The 18,076-nt window shown below is 62.7% G+C and carries 19 protein-coding genes; 8 read left to right on the top strand and 11 right to left on the bottom strand.

Translation table 11 applies throughout. From position 1 onward, the window contains the following. Positions 1–53: 53 nt before the first annotated feature. Positions 54–1,043, top strand: a complete 990-nt coding sequence (locus tag NKF26_RS16395) for a transcription initiation factor IIB family protein (RefSeq protein WP_253227656.1) — start codon at positions 54–56, stop codon at positions 1,041–1,043. On the opposite strand, the gene NKF26_RS16390 is transcribed toward NKF26_RS16395, so the two are convergent. From NKF26_RS16390 to NKF26_RS16375, 4 genes are all read right to left on the bottom strand, one after another. Beyond that, complete coding sequence (locus tag NKF26_RS16390) at positions 1,040–2,095, bottom strand: iron transporter (RefSeq protein ID WP_253234606.1); 1,056 nt, start codon at positions 2,093–2,095, stop codon at positions 1,040–1,042. The two genes, NKF26_RS16395 and NKF26_RS16390, sit on opposite strands and share 4 nt — an antisense overlap. A 60-nt stretch (positions 2,096–2,155) precedes the next feature. Then, complete coding sequence (locus tag NKF26_RS16385; RefSeq protein ID WP_253227654.1) at positions 2,156–3,418, bottom strand: Dyp-type peroxidase; 1,263 nt, start codon at positions 3,416–3,418, stop codon at positions 2,156–2,158. Between the two features lie 95 nt (positions 3,419–3,513). After that, positions 3,514–4,611 carry a tyrosine-type recombinase/integrase gene (locus NKF26_RS16380; protein WP_253227653.1) on the bottom strand — a complete coding sequence of 366 codons (1,098 nt, stop codon included), beginning with the start codon at positions 4,609–4,611 and terminating at the stop codon, positions 3,514–3,516. A gap of 184 nt (positions 4,612–4,795) precedes the next feature. Further along, positions 4,796–5,122, bottom strand: coding sequence for a HalOD1 output domain-containing protein (locus NKF26_RS16375; RefSeq protein ID WP_253227652.1), 327 nt, complete (start codon positions 5,120–5,122; stop codon positions 4,796–4,798). 288 nt (positions 5,123–5,410) lie between these two features. Between NKF26_RS16375 and NKF26_RS16370 the strand changes: the two genes are divergently transcribed. Together NKF26_RS16370 and NKF26_RS16365 are read left to right on the top strand one after the other, a co-directional pair. After that, positions 5,411–5,644, top strand: coding sequence for a hypothetical protein (locus NKF26_RS16370; protein WP_253234605.1), 234 nt, complete (start codon positions 5,411–5,413; stop codon positions 5,642–5,644). 84 nt (positions 5,645–5,728) lie between these two features. Beyond that, positions 5,729–6,097, top strand: a complete 369-nt coding sequence (locus tag NKF26_RS16365) for a DUF192 domain-containing protein (protein WP_253227650.1) — start codon at positions 5,729–5,731, stop codon at positions 6,095–6,097. 504 nt (positions 6,098–6,601) lie between these two features. Here the strand turns inward: NKF26_RS16365 and NKF26_RS16360 are convergent. The 3 genes from NKF26_RS16360 to NKF26_RS16350 form a co-directional block, all read right to left on the bottom strand. Continuing rightward, positions 6,602–7,333, bottom strand: a complete 732-nt coding sequence (locus tag NKF26_RS16360) for a helix-turn-helix domain-containing protein (protein WP_253234604.1) — start codon at positions 7,331–7,333, stop codon at positions 6,602–6,604. A 145-nt stretch (positions 7,334–7,478) separates the two neighbouring features. After that, positions 7,479–8,168 carry a hypothetical protein gene (locus NKF26_RS16355; protein ID WP_253234603.1) on the bottom strand — a complete coding sequence of 230 codons (690 nt, stop codon included), beginning with the start codon at positions 8,166–8,168 and terminating at the stop codon, positions 7,479–7,481. A gap of 1 nt (position 8,169) precedes the next feature. After that, positions 8,170–8,580 (bottom strand): DUF4870 domain-containing protein, encoded by a 411-nt coding sequence (locus NKF26_RS16350; RefSeq protein WP_253227647.1) that lies wholly within the window; start codon positions 8,578–8,580, stop codon positions 8,170–8,172. Positions 8,581–8,710: 130 nt separating this feature from the next. Between NKF26_RS16350 and NKF26_RS16345 the strand changes: the two genes are divergently transcribed. Beyond that, positions 8,711–9,490: a winged helix-turn-helix domain-containing protein gene (locus NKF26_RS16345; RefSeq protein ID WP_253227646.1), complete on the top strand. Its 780-nt coding sequence runs from the start codon at positions 8,711–8,713 to the stop codon at positions 9,488–9,490. Positions 9,491–9,509: 19 nt separating this feature from the next. Here the strand turns inward: NKF26_RS16345 and NKF26_RS16340 are convergent, their stop codons facing one another. Beyond that, complete coding sequence (locus NKF26_RS16340; RefSeq protein ID WP_253234602.1) at positions 9,510–10,538, bottom strand: FAD-dependent oxidoreductase; 1,029 nt, start codon at positions 10,536–10,538, stop codon at positions 9,510–9,512. 294 nt (positions 10,539–10,832) lie between these two features. On the opposite strand from NKF26_RS16340, the gene NKF26_RS16335 reads away from it, so the two are divergent. The 3 genes from NKF26_RS16335 (at position 10,833) to NKF26_RS16325 (ending at position 13,776) form a co-directional block, all read left to right on the top strand. Next, positions 10,833–12,035, top strand: a complete 1,203-nt coding sequence (locus NKF26_RS16335) for a CaiB/BaiF CoA-transferase family protein (RefSeq protein ID WP_253234601.1) — start codon at positions 10,833–10,835, stop codon at positions 12,033–12,035. A 176-nt stretch (positions 12,036–12,211) separates the two neighbouring features. Then, a complete protein-coding gene (locus NKF26_RS16330) occupies positions 12,212–13,390 on the top strand; it encodes a thiolase domain-containing protein (protein WP_256487518.1) in 1,179 nt (392 codons plus the stop codon). Then, complete coding sequence (locus NKF26_RS16325; RefSeq protein WP_253227643.1) at positions 13,387–13,776, top strand: Zn-ribbon domain-containing OB-fold protein; 390 nt, start codon at positions 13,387–13,389, stop codon at positions 13,774–13,776. The genes NKF26_RS16330 and NKF26_RS16325 overlap by 4 nt, the downstream gene beginning before the upstream one ends. A gap of 37 nt (positions 13,777–13,813) precedes the next feature. On the opposite strand, the gene NKF26_RS16320 is transcribed toward NKF26_RS16325, so the two are convergent. Further along, complete coding sequence (locus NKF26_RS16320) at positions 13,814–14,194, bottom strand: transcriptional regulator (RefSeq protein WP_066139516.1); 381 nt, start codon at positions 14,192–14,194, stop codon at positions 13,814–13,816. 136 nt (positions 14,195–14,330) lie between these two features. On the opposite strand from NKF26_RS16320, the gene NKF26_RS16315 reads away from it, so the two are divergent. Then, a complete protein-coding gene (locus tag NKF26_RS16315; protein WP_253227642.1) occupies positions 14,331–15,077 on the top strand; it encodes a hypothetical protein in 747 nt (248 codons plus the stop codon). A 234-nt stretch (positions 15,078–15,311) separates the two neighbouring features. Here the strand turns inward: NKF26_RS16315 and NKF26_RS16310 are convergent, their stop codons facing one another. Continuing rightward, positions 15,312–16,760, bottom strand: coding sequence for an RtcB family protein (locus tag NKF26_RS16310; protein ID WP_253227641.1), 1,449 nt, complete (start codon positions 16,758–16,760; stop codon positions 15,312–15,314). A gap of 90 nt (positions 16,761–16,850) precedes the next feature. Continuing rightward, complete coding sequence (locus NKF26_RS16305; protein WP_253234600.1) at positions 16,851–18,041, bottom strand: ABC transporter ATP-binding protein; 1,191 nt, start codon at positions 18,039–18,041, stop codon at positions 16,851–16,853. Positions 18,042–18,076 lie beyond the last annotated feature (35 nt).

The following is an 18,076-nucleotide window of genomic DNA, read 5'->3' as shown; positions in this document are numbered from 1 at the left end:
CTTCCGGGATTCTTTGGGTTTTCCCTACCGGGAGCCTCCGCCAACGCACCACCATGACTACAACCAAAATCCAACGCTACAGCGAGTCCGGTGTATCGACCCACGAGCGGGAACACGAGGACGAGCAAGAACACGAGCACGAGGAGGGAACCTGTCCCGAGTGTGGCGGGAACGTCGTCACCGACGAAGGCCACGGCGAAACCGTCTGTGCAGAGTGTGGCCTCGTCGTCGAGGAGGATTCCGTCGACCGCGGTCCGGAATGGCGAGCTTTCGACGCCAAGGAGAAGGACCAGAAGTCCCGCGTCGGCGCGCCGACGACGAAGATGATGCACGACAAGGGGCTCTCGACCAACATCGGCTGGCAGAACAAGGACGCCTACGGTAACACCCTCGGCGCACGCCAGCGCGAGAAGATGCAGCGGCTCCGAACGTGGAACGAGCGCTTCCGCACCCGCGACAGCAAGGAGCGCAACCTCAAGCAAGCGCTCGGCGAAATCGACCGCATGGCGAGCGCGCTCGGCCTCCCGAAGAACGTACGGGAGACCGCGAGCGTCATCTACCGCCGTGCGCTCGACGACGACCTCCTCCCGGGGCGTTCCATCGAAGGCGTCGCGACCTCCGCGGTGTACGCGGCGGCGCGTCAGACCGGCGTCCCGCGCAGTCTGGACGAAGTCGCGGCCGTCAGCCGCATCGACGAGATGGAGTTCAAGCGTACCTACCGCTACATCGTGCGCGAACTCGGTCTCGAAATCCAACCCGCCGATCCGTTGAGCTACGTCTCCCGGTTCGCGTCGGACCTCGACATCAGTGACGAGTCCGAGCGACGGGCGAACGAACTGCTCAAGACGGCAAAAGAACAGGGCGTCCACAGCGGCAAATCGCCCGTCGGCCTCGCGGCCGCCGCCGTCTACGCTGGCTCCCTGCTCAGCAACGAGAAGGTAACCCAGTCGGAAGTGAGCGACGTCGCCAACGTGAGCGAAGTGACGATTCGAAACAGGTATCAGGAACTGCTCGAAGCGGGCCAGGATGGCATCGCGGCCTAAATAGAGAACTGCATTTTCGGCATTTTCAGGAACGCCGTTTCGTACCCCTCGTGACGTGAGACCGTGGGCGGGGAGTCCACCTTCACGGTGAGTGTATCGCCCTTCTGAACGCTTTTCACGTCCGCGCCGTAGTGGAACCCGATGTCGGGGTCGATGGTGGCGTTCAGTACGTCGTCGAACACCGTCTTACCGCCCCGTTTCAACGTCGCCGACAGCGACATCATCGGAATCGGATAGCGCCGATACGGCGTTCGCGGCGAGACGAGCAGATACGTGTTCTCCGCTAGGTCGCTGTTCTCGTCGGTCGTGACGAGGAACTTCGCGTCGCCGCTGGAGTTCGTGCCGACGAACTCGCCGGGCAGGTCGGCCTTTTTCGGAACGTGGCTCATCGGCATGTCCATCTGCATCGGCTGAACGGCACCCTTCTGCCCTTTCTTGTTGTCGAGACGCGTAAACGGAATCTTTTCTAGCGTGTCCTTGTCGAACGTGAACGACGTCGACAGGGTCGCTCCCTTCCCGAACTGGCCTTCCAGTGCGCCCGTTCGACGGATGTTCAACCCGCCGACTTTCACCTTCGCCGTGTACTTTCCCTCGCCATCGAGGCCCATATTGTCCCCGAAGTGAAAACCCATGTTCTGTGAGAGCATGGGCCACATCGTCCGGGTGGTGCTCCAGTCGTCCTTCGAGAGATCGATTTGAACGTTTCCAGTCGGGAGCACCGTCTTCGTCTTGGAGTCCCAGACCGACGCCATCAGGTGCAGGTCGTCGTCGTCCTTGATGGAGACCTTCTTCTCGTCCTGTGCCGTCCCACCGCTCATCAGCCAGAAGCGATGCGGGTAGGAGTAGAACACGGCGGCCCGATACCGCCCGCTTTTCGCCATTCCGCCCATCTGCATGCCTTCCTTGTGCGTCGGGATGTACACCGCGTCCGGTCGGTTTTTGACCAACGGCGGCGCTTGTGGCATCACCTTCGTTTTAAACAGACCGGAACAACCCGCCAACGAGGTGGCACCGAGGAGGCCGGTCGTCCGCAGAACACTACGGCGATTCATTGGTTTGAAGTTACGACCCGCGGCGAAAAGGGGTTCTGGTACGGTAGTCGAAAAGGGGTATCACGGATTCGCCGTCGGAAGCGACCGCAGGGAGCGCGGCGGAACGAGGAAGTTTCCGCGATGGGTGACCGTCATGTACTGCAGGATTCCATTGTTGAGTCGCTCGCCGACCGAGGAGTTGCCGGAGAGGTCGTCGCCGTTCATCTCCGTCCGAGTTTTGTTGAAGTCCTCGATAGATTGCTGGATGGCGACGAAGTGGAGTCCCGCCTGTCCACCGTCCGTCGAATCGAAGTCGCGGCGGAGGATGACCGGGGAGTCGTCCTTTCTGGCCCGCGCGGATTTCTGGGAGTGGCCGACGATGCCGCGGGTGCGGGCGTGTTCTTTCACGTTGTCGATACACTCGTCATTCATCTCGCTCGAATCGCCGAGGTTGTTGCCGACGCCTTTCACCTTGTCCTGTTCGGCGTGGACCGGACAGAACATCTTGCCGACGCGCTGGTCGCGGCTGTCCTGTTCGTACCACTGGTCGAGATGCAGGTTGATGTGGGAGACGTGTTTCGTGGTTCCGCCCTCGAACGGACCCTCCTGAATCGTCACGCTGTCTTCGCTCGCCTGATTCTTCTTGAAGCCGGATTTGAAGCCCATGTACAGCGGTGCCTTCTCCGGAACCGGCTTCGAGTCCGGAATGCCGTTCACGTCCTGATTGTCGGCGGGGAGGCCGTGTCCGACGAAACCGGTCCGGCGGTCGGCCTTCTCGAACACGTCCGTGATACCGCTCACGTCAACGCCGTTCAGTTCGTCGCGGTTGCCGAGCAACGCCTGCTCGGCAGCGAGCGCGATTTGGGCGTGGTCGCTCTCGATCTGCATGACCGCGTCCTGTTCGTCCAGTTTCGGGGACTCGAACGACGCCAGCGCCTTCGGTTTCGGCAGCACGTCGTCCACACCGAACCGCTCGAAGTACGCGGGGGAGTAGCCGATGGAGAACAACAGCCCGTCGTTACCGCGTTTGTAGGCGTGTTCGAGGCTCCGGAACGACTTCTCGACCGTCTTCCGTTCGGACTCGTCCGGCGTTCCGTCGCCGCTGTAGTTCAGAAAGAGGAGAATCTTGTGGCGAGCGGCGACGAAGTTCCCGTAGTCGTCCGTGGAGAGGTATTGATTCCATGCGTGCTGGCGTTTCGGGAGTGTCGAGAGGTCGGACGGGCCTTTCGGCACGTCCGGCATTCCACCCCGGTCCACGCAGGCGGCCAGTGCGGCCGATCCACCGATGGCGACGGCCGCTTTCATGAACTCGCGTCGGGGGATGCCTCGCGTCGAATCGCTCATCGTTCGACACTAGCGATTCCGCGAGAAAAGGGATTCTGGTACGACCATCGAAAAGGGATGTCCGAGATGGGGAATATGGCAATCGGTATCGGGATTCAGCGTTCGTCGAGCACGTCGTCCACCCGTTCAGCCGTCTCGCTGGCACGGATGTTCGAATAGCTCTCGTGGGTCGTCGCTATGGACGCGTGGCGGAGCGCGGATTGGGCCAGTTCCGCGTGGCCTTCGCTGTACAGTTGGTGGCCCAGTCCACGTCGCGCGCCGTGCGGTTTCAGATATTCGCCGTCGATGTCGAGTCCGGCGGACTCACAGAGACGTTTCATCAGGTTGCGCGCCCCGCGAGTCGAAATCGCCGGGAGGACGATCTCGTACTCCCGGATCACGTCGTCGATGTCGTTCTCGTCGAGGATTCTCTCGACCGTTCCCTCGGAGAACTCCTCGCCCAACGACTCGCGGGCGGTCCGGTACTTCGACGGTGCGTGGTCGGTCGGAAACACCGGAAACAGTGGTGTTGGAGGATCACACACACGGTGGTATCGCTCCAGCGCGTCGGCCGCCTTCTTCGGCAGTTGGGCGAACTCGTACTCCCGCGATTTGCCGAAGACGCGAACCGCACCGCCCTCGATGTCCACATCCTCCCACGCGATACCGCTCCGTTTGTCGTCCGCCGGGTCGCGGAACACCTCCGCCCCGCGCACGCCGGAGAGGGCCAGCAATCGGACGAGCGCGCGGTCGCGGTAGGCACGTTCGCGCGACACATCGGCCTCGCCGTCCAGCGCCTCCTCGACACGTCGGTCCATGAAGGCGAGAATCGCGTTCCTGTCGCGGGCCGACCAGAACTGTCGGTCGGCGTCCGCGGTGTCCTCGGGCAGTTCAGCCTGTGCCCGCGAGGCCGCGGCCGGGTTTCTGGAGATGAGTTCGTCCGCCTCGCAGAATCCCAGAAACGCCCGAACGTAGGCGTAGTAGGTGTGGGCCGTCGAGGACTTCAACTCGCCCTCCCGAACCTGTCGCTTGAGGTGGCGGGCGTAGCGCCGACAATCGATGACGGCCACGTTCTCGATAGCCGTCACTTCGCGCTCGCGGGCGAGCCAGTTCGCCCACGCGGTCAGCGCGGATTCGGCGTTGGCGCGGTAGTTCCCGGCTTCGATGCTGACGAGGTACTCCTCGATCGCGTCGCTCAGTGTCGTTCCTGTCATGCCAATCGTGGATCGAACGTTCCGGACAGTTGGTTTCCACACCGGGGACACGTCAGGTTCGATTCCGCATCGACGAAGCGTCCGACCGGGCCGAGATAGCCACAGGCCGGACATCGCCGTATCGGTAGCTGAATCATCGCAATACCGTCCCGTCGGTGCGGGAACGATAAAAACCTACGTCCCGTCAGTCGTCACCGTCGATCCCGTCGATCGGATGCACCGAGACGAAACCGTCACTTCGGACGAAGACCCGATACCCGTCGATGGTGAAACTGACGTGGCCGCCGGTGCGAGCCACCCCATCCGGACGGGGATGGAACAACCCGTCCAACGCGTCCGGGTCGAACTGGTCGTACAGCGGACCGATTTCGGTCGGGTCGGCGTCCATCGCTTCGGCGAGGGCCGTCGTGACCGTCGTACTGAGTGGTTCCGCGTCCTGCCAATCGTGGCGCGTGTGATACGTCGCTGTGATCGTTTCCGTCGGGCACGAATGATTTTCTGATTTACTCATTTGGAACTCCCCCCGTGGGACACGGGCTCGTCTGTCTCACATACACCCTGAAAAAACATAAATCATTGTCAGACAAAAGACCGGTGTCGGTCATACGGCGACGCGCGAAAAGGCAAGACGGGGGGAACTCGTTCGGAGAGTGATGTTGTCTTACGGGCCGCAGTCGGGCGTTTCGGGCTGAGAAGCTCGATTATGCGGGAGTTAGTAACGGTCGAGATATGGCTTAATAGCCAGTTAGACCGGATTATCCGGTCAATAGTATTCATATCGCACAGTGTAGGATATCTTATGTCATGGGCCGACGTTCTCGTCACGTTCAGCCATTTCCTCGCGGGACCCGTCCAACTCGTCAGTTTCTGGCTGTCGGTGTCGCTGCCGCTGGTGTACCTCCCCATCCTCTTTCACGGGTTGAAAAACAACCTGTTTCCAGTCTTCTTCGGTCTCCTCGTCTTGCACGGGTTGACGCTGTTTCTCGGACACAGGCACGGACATGGACACGGCCACCAAGGGCAGGAGGCGTGAGTCACTCCGGCCGGAGATAAAAGATAGACCGTCACGTCGCCACCGGATTGTAACGTTCAAAGCGAATCGTCTCGAAGCGGAACCATGCACGTCGTCCACCGACGGAATGGGGAGGAACGGACGCTCGCCGCACACGCCGAGCCCGTGGATTCGCTTCGGTCGCGCGTCGGAGGGCTCGTTCGACTCGCCCTTCGTGACGATTACGGGTTGGTGTTCGAAATCGGTTCGGTCGGCGACCATCGCGCTTCGACGGTGGCGACGCCGCTGGCGCTCGACGTGGTGTGGACGGAGAACGGCGAAGTAACGAACGTCGCTCGATTGCCGCGCTGGACGGGGAGGGCGCGTGGAACGGGGGATCGTGTGTTCGAGTTTTCGGGTGGTGTCGTGCAGAACGTCCGACCGGGTGACGAACTCGTGACGAGTCAGGCCCAGTCGTCGCGCTCGACGGAGTAACACCCACACTCGGGGCACACTTGGTACTCCACCGGGAAAGCAGTCTCACACTGTTTGCATTCGTACGGCCGATCCGGCTTCGTGTCCGTACCGAGCCGTCGTAGCAATCCCATGGCTCGCGTTTCGGCGGTGAGCACCAAATAGTTCATCAGAGTGGAGTGAAAGTGAAAACAGCCACGAATCGAACGAATACCGTCTCGGAAGGCCGAAGGCGGGTAACCGAGGTCGGACGGTGTCTATGCGGATTCTCGCCGACCCCTCGAAGGGCACTCGGCGTTACTGTTTCTCTCGTCCCTCTGTTCGTCCGGACCTCGGGCAATCGGGTGCCGTGTCCGCGGAGTGGACGCAAGGGGTCGTCTACAGGTTGGAAGACGCGAGCCACGTGGAGACGGCACCATACCGTGTGTCAGGTCACTATGTGTCGTTTAGTTCCCTGCGTCCGTCCGCATCCCTATCGAACCACGGCAGTTAAAAGGAGGTTTTGACCAGTTTCTCAAAACGGATTCAGTCGGCGTCGATGGCGTCCGTCGTCGTTCCCACCGCGGCCGCGACGCTATCCGGGAGCGTCGTGACGACCGCATTTCCAGCACGTTCCCGCTCCACGAGGCCGTCATCGGCGAGACGTTCCAAGTGATACGAGACGGTGCCGGGGGTCCGGTCGAGCGCGTCCGCGAGGTCGGAGACGCTCGCGGGGCCGTCACGGGCGACCGTTTCGAGCAGGGTGGCAGTCGCCTCGTCCGATAGCGAGGCGGCCAACGCGGGGTTGTCGTCGCCAGCGGGGTTCACCCGACGTTTTCCGCGGACGGTAGTCGTCTCGACTAACTTTTCCTCCTGCAGGATCCTGACGTGGTAGCGAACCGTCGAACGCGGAATGTCGGTTTCCTCGCTCAGTGCCGACAGGGAGAGTCCGGGTTCCTCGGCGACGGTGGCGTATATCGTGGCCCGCGTGGCGTTGTTGAGCGGGTTCGACCCGTCGTACCGACTGTAGCTCCCGACGGTTATCGAACCGGGTGCTTCGTCGATATCGGCGTACTCCATCGCCGACGTGGGTCCGTTCGGGAAGGGGTGGCCGTGCGAACCGATGCCGAAGGGGTCATCGAGGGTTGCTGCGTTCGAATGTCGCTGTGCTGGTGGTGCGTGGTGTACCGGCGTGTCCGCTACCGGTGCACTCGCGACGGCTGGGACGACGAATCCGAGAGGGACCGTCGCAACGAGGAGCAGGGCGGTGAACACCACGATTGTACGATGGCGAGGTCGGAACATGATATACCTTTCTTCGTGGTCGTCTGAGATATGTTGTGGGAACCAGAGGAGTATCGTTCTTTTGGTGGGGTTCAGTGGAAAAAAGGTGAATGAAAACCGGAGCGCGTGCAAAAATGGGTTATTTTCGCTCGTAGGCGATCAGTTTCATTTCGCGAACTTTCGTTCCGTCCTCGTCGTAGATGACACCGTACATGGCGGTCCCGTGATCGGGGGAGTAACACGCGTCGGTGAAGACGGAGCCGTTGATACGGATTTCGGCGTCGTAGCACGATATCTCCGCGATCGTCCGCTGTTTCGTTATCTCGTAGGTCATCGTCCCCTGTGAGGACGGGGCCGTCCACGTGTTTCCGACGCGGAAGTCGTTGCCGTAAATCCCGTTCGCCGACGGCGAGAACATCGTCGTCATGAGGTACTGTCCGCCCGGCATGAACGCCAGTTGAACCAGGGCCTCCTCACGGGTGAACGTCGCCGTCTTCGACTGGGTCTCCCCTTGGTTCGTGAACGAACTCCGCATGGTGATGTTCTCGCCGTCTATCGACCGGATGTCCCAGACGAGTTTGCCGGTGCCGTCCTCCTCGTCGTACGTTTCGTACGTGTAGGTGCCCGAATGCTGGAACGCGAACGGGGTGAAAGCGTCGTCCTCCGACGCGTCCGAGGCGTCGTTCGAACCGTCGCCGTTCGAGTTATCGCCGGATCCCGACCCCGTCGACCCCGCATCGGGCGCGTTTCCGAGGTGACTCGAAATACCCGTACAACCGGCGAGGACGACGAGGGCCGCGACGGCCAGGGTGAGCGTGATCCGTCGCATTTTAGGCGAGTCGATCCGCCAATTTTCCGAACACGGGAAGCGCGAACCGCTCGTTCGAGTACGCCTTGTACATCAGGAAGAGCCACGTCAGGAACGCCGCGAAGCCCACCACGAGGTACGCCAGCGAGAACAACAGCGAGAACAATCCACCCAGACGCGGGATAAACAGCAGGAGCATCTGGACGATACTCATGCCGATGTAAATCACGAACATCCCGACACCGAAGACGATACTCTGAGCGGCGTGGAATCTGACGAATTTGTTGTCCCCTTCGAGCAGGAAGAACACGATCCCAGTTATCGGACTGAGCAGATACGCGAGCGCCCCCGCGAGGTTCTCGTCGAGTCCACTGCCGGTTTCCGAACTGGTCGATTCAGTAACGTCGGTCGTCGTTTTTGGTTCGACAGACATGAACATAACTAGCAGTAGGAAATGATATAATTACGCAGTGGTATTTTCCCAGCTTACGGAACGAGGTCCGGAAAGCGAAACGTGTTTCGAGGTGTGAAACACTATACCATAGAAACGCCATGGAGGAAACATGAGCGACAGTGAGAACTCGGATATCGTCATCACTGCCGTCAAGCGGGCGAACACCCTCCGTGCACTGCGCGGCGGACCGGTCGCACGCTCCGAGCTACAGGACGAAATCGGCGTCTCACGGACGACGACCCATCGAATCACGCGGGAACTCACCGACAAGTCGCTCATCCGCCGCGTCGATGGCCTGTACGAACTAACCCCGTTGGGACAACTCGTCGCGGGCGAAGTCGAACATCTACGGGACACCGTCGAGGTCGGCTTGCAGTTGGAACCCCTGCTTCCGTCGCTCGACCGAACCGATATCGACGTTGAGTTGCTCGCCGACGCGACGATAACCGTCCAGGAACCCGGCGACCCGTACCGGCCGGTGCGCCGGTTCATCTCCCTCCTGCGAGAGTCGGAGACGCTTCGTGGGTTCGACACCACCACTATCGCGCCGATGTACGTGGACGAGATCCGCAACAGCATCCTCGACGGCATGCGGACCGAAGTCATCTACCTCTCTCCCGTCATCGATCAGCTACTGGACGATCACCACGAGGCGACCGTGAACGCCATCGAGAGCGGCCAGCTCGAGCTGTTCGTTCACGACGAGTTGCCGTTCGGCCTGGTCATGTTCGACGACCGCGTCGGCGTCGGCGGCTACGACGAAACCGGCATCCTCCGCGTTTTCGCCGACACGGACGACCCGGCGGTTCGAACCTGGGCCGACGACCTGTACGAGGAGTACCGCGAGAAAGCGATTCCAATTCAGGACCACGCCGACTGGACGGGATGAGACGGTCGTTTGCCAGCAGTCAGTCGAGGATTTCCTCGGCCGCGTCGAGTCCGCTGCGGAGCGCGCGGTGAACCCGGCCCTCGCCGACGACCCAATCACCGGCGAAGAAGAGACCCGCTTCGTTCGCCCGCCGGAGTACCTCCTCGTCGGCCCCGTCGTTCGGTTGTGCGTCCCGCCAGCGAACCACGTCGAACCAGTCCGGCGCGGCGAGCGGGTGCTCGGAGAGGAGGTCGGCCGCGTACCCCGCGGCGGCCGTGGCGACGTCGAAATCGTCGTCGTCGTAGTGGTTCGCCGACCACTCGGGCGACAGTTGGACGATCAACAACTCCTCGTCCTCCGGGACGTGGCCCGGTTTACACGACTCGCGGGAGAGCCAACCGACCTCGTGTTCCTTGTCCGTGTTCACCAGCGCGTAGTACGGCCGCTCGACTTCGAACGAGTAGTGGAGCGCGACGGAGAGGATGGGCCGGTACGGGACGTGCCCGATGGTCTCACGGAGGTCACAACGCAGGTCGTCGTCCCACTCCGAGAGGTCGAGCAGCGACGCCGTGATCGGCGCTGGCGGCGTGAGCACCAGCGCGTCCCACGGCCCGTACTCGTCGCCGTTCGCGTCCCCGACGTACCACGACTCGGCGTCGCTCGACTCGTCGCGCCGGAGGCCCGTAATTCGCGTGTCGGTGTGAACCGTCGCACCGCTCGCCTCCGCCAGTCGCCCCCCGAGCGTTCGCAGTCCCGTTCTGTACGTCCACTTCGAGTCGTCCTCATCGCGGCCCTCGGAAACCTCCTCGTCGGCGTCGAACGTCCACACCGGTCCCTCGGTTTCGACCAATCCCTCGTCGAGTTCGCGGACGAGTTCGGACACGCGTTCGTCGTCGCTCTTGACGTAGTTCGCGCCGACGTCGTAGACACAGCGATTCCGTTCGTGCGACGTCGCACGCCCGCCGACGCGTTCGGTCCGCTCGAACAAGGTTACGTCGGCGTCGTCGCGCAGCGCGAACGCGACGCCCAACCCGGCCACACCGGCACCCACGACGGCCACGCGGGTCACGGTGCGCGTCCTCGTCCGCGTTCTCGACGTCGGGGTGTGCGGACGGGACCGTCACCCGCTGCTATTTCGATACCCGTTCCGGCTCCAGAAGGTGTCATGCGATGGCGTTCGGGAGCGCCCGGCAAAGTGATTGTGGCACGACGTGCGGTGATTGTGGTACGACGTGCGAGGAATCGGTTGGAGAGCGGTGCGGTTGTGTATAACGAGACCCGGTCGTTCGACCGCACGAGGACCATTCCACGCCGCCATCGTAGCCCCAGAAGGATTTACTCCTGGCCGACCATCCCCCCAGGTATGCAATTGGATGACATACTCATCCTCGACTGTTCCCGGCTTCTCCCGGGACCGTACGCGACACAACTCCTGGCGGACCTCGGCGCGACGGTGATCAAGATCGAGGAACCGGAACGCGGCGATTACGCGCGGAAGATGGCTCCCATCGGGGAGAGCGGCCACGGCGAGATTTTCGAGGCGGTGAACCGGGGAAAGCGGAGTGTCTCGCTCGATTTGACGGACGAAACGGCTCGAAAAGCGTTCTACGAACTGGTCGAGACGGCGGACGTCGTCTTCGAGACGTTTCGCCCCGGCGTCACCGAGCGACTGGGGATCGACTACGACACGCTCGTGGAGTACAACGAGGAATTGGTGTACGCCTCCCTCTCCGGGTTCGGGGGGACGGGACCGAACGCGGAGAGGGCGGGCCACGACCTGAACTACGCCGGGGAGACGGGACTGTTGGACATGACGCGGCCGGACGAGGATTCGAAACCGGTTATCCCCGGCTACCCGATGGTGGACATGGCGAGCGGACTGCTTTCGGCGTTCGGCATCGTGAGCGCGCTCCTCGCCCGGGAACGGGGCGGTGACGGTGCAAGTGGAGAAGACGGTGAAGGCGATGTGGGCGGGACGTACCTTGACCTCGCCATGACCGACACCATGCTGTCGTTCGCGCAAGTGTTCGCGAGCGGGGCATTCGCCGGGCGGACACCCCGACCGGGGAAGACGATGCTGACCGGCGAATTTCCTTGCTACGACGTTTATCGCACGGCGGACGACCGCTATCTCACGGTCGCGGTGCTCGAACCGAAGTTCTGGCGCGCGCTTTGCGAGACGATCGAGCGTCCCGAGTTGGTCGAAAAACACCTGAGCGACGACCCTGCGATCCGCGAAGCCGTTCGGGAGACCCTCCAAGCCGTCTTCGAAACGCGGACGATGGACGAGTGGCTCGACGAGTTCGACGGCGTTGATACGGCCGTCGGCGGGGTTTACACTGTCACGGAGGCGTTCGACCACGAGCAGACGAGGGCGCGCGGAATGGTCGTCGAGTCGGACGGTTCCCCGCCGCGAATCGGGTTCCCGATACACGATGCGGACGTGGACGCAGACGGTTCGGCCGTTCCGACCCGACTGCCGGACCACGGCGAGCACACGGCGAGCGTCCTCCGCGAGGCTGGGGTTTCCGACGGGACGATAGCGCGACTGACGCGGAACGATTGAGCGACAGATGCGGGAAAGAGGACGGTTATGGTGGGATGATTGGAACGGTGCTCGCGGGAAAATCGGATGGCTACCCCGGAACCATTCGGCGGCTACAGCGTGACGACGATTCAAGGTGACACGAGTTGTCAGCACCGACGCCGTTCAGCGGAGGATTATTTATTGCTCCGGAAAAAATGAGGGTAGTGACACGAGCTGCCATCGTCGGTGGCGGGATGACCCGATTCGGCCCGCACGACCGACCGCTGGAGGAACTGTTTGCCGACGCCGCGTTCGCGTCGATGGACGACGCGGGTATCGCTGGCGACGAAATCGACGCGTTCTATCTCGGTAACGCGCTGGGTGGACAGACCGAATCCGACACCCATCTCGCGCCGAAACTGGCGACCCACATCGGGATTCAGGGAATACCCTGTCAACGATTCGAGGACGCCTGTGCGACCTCATCGAACGCGTTCAAACATGCGGTACAGGCGGTCGAAAACGGCGTTCACGACGTCGCCCTCGTCGGCGGCGTCGAACGCTGTACGCCGGAGACCGGACTCGGAACCGGCGAGATGACCGCGATTTTCGCGGGAGCCTCACACCGCCAGTACGAGCAACCGACCGGACTGACGTTCCCCGGCGTGTTCGCCCTGCTCACGAAGCGCCACATGCACGAGTACGGGACGACCGAAGCCCAGTTGGCGGAAGTCGCCGTGAAAAACCACTATCACGGCCAGTTCAACCCGAAGGCACACTTCGGCCGCGACACGGACGTCGAATCGGTACTGGAGAGTCCCATCGTCGCGGATCCGTTCCACCTGATGGACTGCTGTCCGTTCTCGGACGGCGCTTCGGCGGTCCTCGTCGTTTCCGACGACCTCGCCGAGAGTTTCGCCGGAGAACCGGTTTCGGTAACCGGCGTCGGCCACCGAACCGACGCGGTTCCGCTGGCGGACAAGGTCTCGCTCTCGGCCACGCAAGCCGCTCGTGACGCCGCCGACGAGGCCTACGGCCAGGCGGGAATCACTCCGGACGATATCGACGTGGCCGAAGTTCACGACTGCTTTACCGGCGCGGAAGTCCTCGCAACCGAGGCGCTCGGTCTCTTCGAGGACGGAACCGGCGGACAGGCGGCGGCGGAGGGCCGCACCTACATCGACGGCGAGATGCCCGTCAACCCGAGCGGCGGTCTGAAGGCGAAAGGCCACCCCATCGGCGCGACCGGAACGGCCCAACTCGTGGAGTTGACCGAACAACTCCGCGGCGACGCGGACGACCGGCAAGTCGAGGGCGCGAAAACGGCGGTGGCACACAACCTCGGCGGCGACGCCGCGACCACCGTCGTCACCGTACTGGAGGCGCGAGCATGAGTTCGGAAGATGGCGACAACGTTCCAGCACTGACGTACGCCGACTGGCGGGCCTACCTCAAGGCCGGGGACCTCGTGGGACTCGAATGTGAGTCCTGCGGGAACGTCACGGCCACGCCGAAGCGGGCCTGCGTGGAGTGCGGCGACCGAAACCTCGACACCCACACCCTGCCGAACGTCGGCGTCGTCCACAGCGAGACGACGATAACCGTCCCACCGGTTGGGTTCGAGGGGCCGTATCAAGTCGCCGTCGTGGACCTCGGCGACACGAAAATCCTCGGCCGAATCGGCGGAGACGAGGAAGTCAACATCGGAACGACCGTCGAATGTACCGACACCGTCGAACTCGATGGAATGCCCGCGCCGATGTTCGAGCCGGTCGAATAGCGAAATAGCGAACTGCGAGAATCCAATAACCGGGTTCCTACGGCGCGTGGCCGGTGACGTTCTCGTAATCCGCTTCGATCTCTTGCCGTCCGAGGTGCGTGATTTTGTAGAACGTTTGGCGGCCGTCGGCACCCTCCGGCGCGCCGGTTCGGGCGACGAGACCCGTGGAGATCAACTCCCCGACGTGGTGAGTGAGGTCGAAGCTCCCGTCGTCGATGGCTTCAGCGAGCGTTTTCCGCGAGACTTCCTCGCGTTCGTAGAGGAGAAACAGGATCGAATACCGCCGCGTATCGCCGAGGGCGGCTTTCCGTGCGACGTGATCCGCGAGCGTTCCAAGGCTGTCGTCGAACAGCCGTTGGTCCACGTACTCCTCGACGTTCCGCTCGTCGTCTGGGGTCGGCGTCGATTCGGCGGCCATGATGGGTACGTGTACGACGGCCAACTACATCAGCCTACCGATTAGAGAGAGATTTTTCTTTGTTTCTGAATTACCATTCACGGTGTCGGTTGGGCTGTCGATAGCTATTTGATCGCCGTCTCGAAACCCCGAATAAATGTTCGACGGGGAGACTAACTTCCGGTACGACGGTCGGCCGATTGCGGATATTCTGTCGGAACAGGCACCGACGCCGCCGGATTTCGGCAGTCACAACGACTTCACCGTCTACGTGATGGGACCGTACACCGCGTTCAGTGCGGCGTACGCCTACGACGACGGCGACGAACTCCGGACGCCGTTCCAGGCCGACCCGCTGTTCGACCCCGAGCGCCACGTCACGACCGACGGTCGTGGGGACATGGAACTCGCACTCAGGGATTTCTGTGCGGAACTCCGCCAGCGTCATAACTGCCGGGCGTTCATCGCCACCGACATCGACATCCCGACCCACGAACAGGCCGCCGAAGCGGGCAAGGCGGGAATGGACCCGCTCGCCCAGTCGGTCGCGTTCGCGGCCCACAGCGACGCCGTGCTCTTCCTGTTCACGCAAGGGGGGCTCACGACCGGCGTCGGCACCGAAACCGGCGGGATTCTGGGGGAGTTTCATCTGCGACGTGGGAACCCGGCGACGACGCACAAGCCCGGCCAGCGGGTCGGTCTGTATCTGGACGAGTCGTTCACCAGCGCGACCGTCGACGAACTGCCGTACGGCTACGACGTGCAGTACGACAGTTTCCGGACGAAGCGGGACCTCCACGACAAGGTGCGAAACTGGCTGGACGGTATCGACCGCGAAACCCGCGATACGGAGTTGCCTGTTTTTATTACGGGCGATACGTACGCGCCGGAAGGAGAGGAGTAGGAAAGCCCTCATCCGTTCGCGAGCGGGGGCTTTCGGGGTAGTGTTCTTGGCAGTTGCAGTCGAAGTAGTTGCAACGTTTTCTCGTAGTGAGTAGACAAGAACTTTCGAAACCGAGTTCCGAAATATCTCTTCAATCGACAGTACCATTCAGTAGAGATCAGTACAAAACAGTACTTTCCAGTATTCTCGACGAAACGAGAATCGAAAAGCAACCCACAAACCGAGTCCCCGGCGCTATTTCGCTTTTAGGTTGTGCACGACATCCAACCACTCCACGACTTCGGCAGTCGGTTCGATGGCCTCCCGAATCGCGTCGGCCGGTTTGTAGGCCATCGGCGCTTCGTCCAGCACCGACTCGACGACCGACTCGGAGTAGACCCCGTCCATCGCCTCGCCGAACTCGTCCATCGAAATCGTGTCGTAGGCATCCCCTCTGCTCATGGTCCGGCCCGCGCCGTGCGGGGCCGTGGAGTGGTACTCCTCGTTGCCCTTCCCCCGGGCGATGATCGACCCGTCCGCCATGTTGAACGGGACGACGAGTCGCTGACCCTCGCGGGCGGGCGTGGCACCCTTCCGGATCGTCATGTCGCGGAAATCGATGTAGTTGTGCGTCGATTGGAAGCGGTCGGTCGGGTCGATACCGATGGCCTCGCAGATGGCGTCGCTCATCAACTCGCGGTTCCAGCGGGCGTACTGCTGGGCGAACAGCATATCGACGTAGTAGCCGTGTGCCTCCCGCCCGTCGAGCCAATCGAGGTCGTCGCTTCGCTCCTCGCCGGGGCGCAGGTTCGACCCCGAGAGGGTGTCGAACGCGTCCTCGATGTCGCTCCCGTCGAAGGCCTCCCGAACGCGCTCGGCGCGGATGTGTGATTCACCCATGCCGCCGGTGACCCACGTGAATAACTCGCCGTCCCCGACGGTTTCGGGGTCGAACTTGAGGAATTTTCCGTACCCGTCCGGAATCGCGTTCCGGATCCCGTCGGCCGAGCGGTAGTCCGAGGCTCGACCCTGCCAGTACTCGGCGACGGCCTTGCCGAGGTAGCGCGACCCGCTGTGGACCACGAGCCAGAAGTCACCCGACTCCCGACCCTGCGCGAACTCGACGAAGTGATTGCCGCCGCCGAGCGTCCCCGCGCTCTTGATGACGTAACCCATTCCCTGCCGCTGGTCCGCCAGCACGCGCTCGCAGAGGGATTTGAAGTACGCCTCTCCGTAGCCGTCGAAGTCGAAGGCGAGGGGGTCGATGGGGCGACCGAATCGCTCGCGGTAGGCGGCGTCGAAGCGGTCGAAGACCTCGTTCGCCCGGTCGAACGGGAACTCGTTCACGAGGTGCGGCGCGTCGTCGTACTCGTGGACTTCGCGTCCCATCGGCACGGCGTCGCGGACGCGACGCTCGCGCTCGGCGTCCGCGAGCGGGAGGGCGGAACCGAGGTTCGTCGCGCACATGCCACAGCCGACATCCACGCCGACGATGTTCGGGACGACGCGGTCGGGGAGCGGCATCGTAAAGCCGATCGGCGCGCCAGCGCCCCAGTGGGTGTCCGGCATGATCCGCACCGGTTCGGTGAACGCACGGTGGTCGATGAGTTCCTGAATCTGTTGGAGACAACCGGATTCGACCAGCGCCTCGTCCTCGACCATCACGCGGGCGGTCGTGTGCGACCCGTTCAACTCGATAGGCATTCTCTGCCCGATTCGAGAGGGCGAACCGACATCAAAGTAGCTGATTGCGTGCTGGGACGAGCGGCTGGCAAAATCGCTGGAATCGTCCCGCTACCGGTCCGCGTTTGGCCCGTCGTACAGATGGCACGCGACGGCTCGGCCATCGACCGTCCGCTGATCCGGATGCTCGGTCTCGCACACCGTGGGAAACGCCTCGCCGAGGGTTTCCGCGGCGGCGTCCTCGTCCCCGTCGATCGCGCGCCCGATCGCGTTCGAAACCGTCCCTTCGACGCGCTGGTGATCGACCGTCGGTGGTATCCCGTACTCGCGCCGAACCGCCTCCCGGAGGGCCGCTTCCGGGACCGAACCGTCCCCCCGCTCGTCGGCGAGCCGTTCGCGGGTGGATTCGAGACCGAATTCCCCGTCCCGGAGCGCGATACGTAGGGAGAAAATCCCGGCCCACGTCGGCTGGGCGAGCGAGTGCTCCTCGGGTGGGACGATTTTCGGACAACGGGTGTGGAACCGGCACCCGGACGGCGGCGACGACGGGTCGGGGACGTCGCCGGTCAACTCCACCATCTCGTTCCGGTCGTGCGGGTCCGGCCGTGGAACCGTATCGAGCAGCGCCTTCGTGTACGGGTGTTTCGGATCCTCGAACAGGTCGCTCGTCCGTCCGTGTTCGACGGCTTCGCCGACGTACATGACGACGACGCGGTCACAGAGCTGGTGAACGACGCTCATGTCGTGGCTGATGAGCAGGATGGAGAGATCCAACGCCTCCTGGAGCCGTTCGATGAGCGCCAGGATTTCGGCCTGCACGGACACGTCGAGGGCGCTCACGGGTTCGTCCAACACCAACAGTTCCGGGTCCAACGACAGCGCCCGCGCCAACGCGGCACGCTGTTTCTCCCCGCCCGAGAGTTCGTGCGGGTACTGCTCGCGCTTGCCCTCCGAGAGTCCGACGAGCGAGAGCAACGTTTCGATCCGTTTCGTCAGCCGCTCGGTGTCCGTCAACCCGTGTGTCAGCATCGGCTCCGCGATGGATTCGCCGATGGTCATCCGCGGATCGAAACTGGACGACGGGTTCTGAAACACCATCTGTACCTGCCGTCGGTACCGCTTTCGCTCGTCCTTCGACAGCGACCCGAGCGAGCGGTCCCGAAACGTGATTTCCCCGTCAGTTGGCGTTTCGAGCGAAACGACGGTTCGAGCCACGGTCGATTTCCCACAGCCGGATTCGCCGACCAACCCGAGCGTTTCGCCGCACCGTAGATCGAAACTGATGCCATCGACCGCACGCATCCCCGCTCGCGGGCCAGCAACCCTTCCGTGATCGG

The organism is Haladaptatus sp. AB618, assembly GCF_024136965.1.
Classification (GTDB): Archaea; Halobacteriota; Halobacteria; order Halobacteriales; family Haladaptataceae; genus Haladaptatus.
This window is presented reverse-complemented; position numbering and strand designations above follow the sequence as displayed.